The 3159-nt window shown below is 61.9% G+C and carries 3 protein-coding genes; all 3 read left to right on the top strand.

Annotated features, from left to right (window positions below):
- On the top strand, positions 1-1143 hold a 1143-nt coding region (locus EEQ99_RS34285; protein ID WP_244604888.1), incomplete at its 5' end, for an ABC transporter substrate-binding protein.
- A 128-nt stretch (positions 1144-1271) separates the two neighbouring features.
- On the top strand, positions 1272-2225 hold the full coding sequence (locus EEQ99_RS34280) for a carbohydrate ABC transporter permease (RefSeq protein WP_028755623.1): 954 nt from the start codon (positions 1272-1274) through the stop codon (positions 2223-2225).
- A partial coding sequence (locus EEQ99_RS34275; protein WP_164736008.1) for a carbohydrate ABC transporter permease occupies positions 2222-3159 on the top strand: 938 nt, incomplete at its 3' end. The genes EEQ99_RS34280 and EEQ99_RS34275, both read left to right, overlap by 4 nt.

Here is a 3159-nt window from a genome sequence, read left to right as displayed (position 1 = left end):
GAGGCAGCGGCGCTGAACGTTCTGAAGCAGGACCTGTCGAAGGAAGGTTTTGCCTGGAAGGATGTTCCGGTGGCCGGCGGTGGCGGTGACGCGGCGATGACGGCGCTGAAGGCGATGGTGGCGGCCGGCACCTATCCGACAGCCTCGCAGATGCTGGGGTATACCGTGCTCGATTATGCCCAGGCCGGCGTCATGGGCGACCTGACGGAGACGGCGAAGAAGGAAGGCTGGGACAAGTCGGTGCCGGCGGCGCTGCAGAAGTTCTCGGTCTATGACGGCAAGTGGGTCGCAGCCCCTGTTAACGTCCACTCGGTCAACTGGCTGTGGATCAACAAGGCGGTGATGGACAAGATCGGCGGCACCCAGCCGAAGACCTTTGACGATCTGATCGCCCTGCTCGACAAGGCCAAGGCCGCCGGCGTCATCCCGCTCGCCCTTGGCGGCCAGAACTGGCAGGAAGCGACGATGTTCGATTCCATCGTGCTGTCGACCGGCGGTCCGGAGTTCTACAAGAAGGCCTTCAACGACCTCGATGAAGAGTCGCTGAAGTCCGAGACGATGAAGAAGTCCTTCGACAATCTGGCGACGATCGTCAAATATGTCGATCCGAACTTCTCCGGCCGCGACTGGAACCTCGCCACCGCCATGGTCATCAAGGGTGACGCGCTGGTGCAGGTGATGGGCGACTGGGCCAAGGGCGAATTCGTTGCCGCCAAGAAGACGCCGGATACCGACTTCCTGTGCTACCGCTTCCCCGGCACCGACGGCAGCGTGATCTACAACTCCGACATGTTCGGCATGTTCAACGTCCCCGACGACCGCAAGGCGGCGCAGGTGGCGCTGGCAACCGCAACGCTGTCGAAGAGCTTCCAGTCGGCCTTCAACGTCGTCAAGGGTTCGGTGCCGGCTCGTACCGACGTTCCCGATACCGACTTCGACGCCTGCGGCAAGAAGGGTATCGCCGACCTGAAGGCTGCCAATGAAGGTGGCACGCTGTTCGGCTCGCTGGCGCAAGGCTATGGCGCACCGCCGGCGATTGCCAATGCCTACAAGGACGTCGTCTCGAAGTTCGTCCACGGCCAGATCAAGACCTCCGACGAGGCCGTGACCCAGCTGGTCCAGGCGATCGACGACGCCCGCTGAGATCACTTGTGATGACAATGCTTCCCCGCGTGACCCGCGGGGAAGCTTCAGGCTCCGCGCCGATCACGCAGGATGATCATGCCCGGACGATATCGAGGAGCCATCATGCGGGGAGGAGATGACATTCCATGAGCACAGTTGCGACCACCGATCCGGTTCTGACGCCGCGGCAATCGACGGGCATCTCGTTGCGCGGCCGGCTGCAGGATGCGCTGCCGAAGATCGTGCTGGCGCCGAGCTTCGTCATCACCATCATCTTCGTCTACGGCTTCATCATCTGGACGGCCTATCTGTCCTTCACCAATTCCAAGACCTTTCCCTCCTATGCGCTGACCGGCGCACGCGCCTATCAGCGGCTGTGGCGCTGGACCTTCGAGAGCGATCCGCCGTCCTCCTGGTATACCTCGATCACCAACATGGCGATCTTCGGCTTCCTCTATGTCGGCATCTGCCTGGCGCTCGGTCTCTTCCTCGCCATCCTGCTCGACCAGAAGATCCGCGGCGAGGGGCTGCTCAGGCCGATCTTCCTCTATCCGATGGCGCTCTCCTTCATCGTCACCGGCGTTGCCTGGAAATGGTTCCTCGATCCCGGCCTCGGCCTGGAACAGACGCTGCACCACTTCGGCTGGACGAGCTTCCACTTCGACTGGATCAAGAACAAGGACTTCGTCATCTACACCGTCGTCATCGCCGGTGTGTGGCAGGCGTCGGGCTTCGTCATGGCGATGTTCCTGGCGGGCCTGCGCGGCATCGACGGCGAGATCATGAAGGCCGCCCAGATCGACGGCGCCTCGCCCTTCCAGCTCTACCGCCGCATCGTCATTCCATTGCTGCGGCCGATCTTTCTGTCGGCCTTCATCGTGCTCGCCCATATGGCGATCAAGTCTTATGACTTGGTGGTGGCGCTGACCTCGGGCGGGCCGGGCGGCTCGGCCTGGCTGCCGTCCAACTTCATGTATGAATACACCTTCAAGCGCAACGAGATGGCCGTCGGCTCGGCCAGCGCCATCATCATGCTGATGACCATCTCGGCGATCATCGTGCCCTATCTCTATTCCGAACTGAAGGAGAAGGCCCGATGAGCAGCCTGACCTCTTCACCGGTAACCTCGGCAGCAACGTTCTCGCAGGCCGGCGACAACAGGAGCGACAACAGCAGCAACAGCCGCTGGATCGGCCGCACCGTCATCTACGGCCTGCTCGTGATCTTCGCCGTCCTCTACCTGATGCCGCTCTTCGTCATGCTGACCACCTCGTTCAAGACCATGGACGAGATCCAGAACGGCAACATGCTGGCGCTGCCGCAAGCCCCGACCTTCGATCCCTGGATCAAGGCCTGGGGCGAGACCTGCGTCGGGCTCACCTGCGCCGGCATCAAGGGCTACTTCTGGAACTCGATCAAGATGGTGGTGCCGGCCGTCGCGATCTCCACCATCATGGGGGCGCTGAACGGTTATATCCTGACCAAATGGCGCTTTCCCGGCCACACGCTGGTGTTCGGGCTGATGCTGTTTGCCTGCTTCATTCCGTTCCAGTCGGTGCTGTTGCCGATGGCGACGATCCTCGGTTCGCTCGGCCGCTTCGGCATGACGCTGCAGAACGCCACCGGCTTTGCCTTCGGCTTCGGCAATCCGACCGTCAATCTGGTCTTCGTCCATGTCGTCTATGGCCTGGGCTTCACGACGCTGTTCTTCCGCAATTTCTACGAGGCCTTTCCGACCGAGCTGGTGCGGGCCGCCCAGGTCGATGGCGCCAGCTTCTTCCAGATCTTCCGGCGCATCATGCTGCCGAACTCGCTGCCGATCATCGTCGTCACCGTCATCTACCAGTTCACCAATATCTGGAACGACTTCCTGTTTGCCTCGGCCTATGCCGGCACCGGCGATTCCATGCCGATGACGGTGGCGCTCAACAATGTCGTCAACACCTCGACCGGGGTGGTCGAATACAATGTCAACATGGCGGCGGCGATGATCGCCGCCGTGCCGACGCTCATCGTCTATATCCTCGCCGGCCG

Source organism: Rhizobium anhuiense (assembly GCF_003985145.1).
Lineage (GTDB): Bacteria > Pseudomonadota > Alphaproteobacteria > Rhizobiales > Rhizobiaceae > Rhizobium > Rhizobium anhuiense.
The sequence above is the reverse complement of the archived record's forward strand: the minus strand, read 5'-3'. Positions and strand labels throughout refer to the sequence as shown.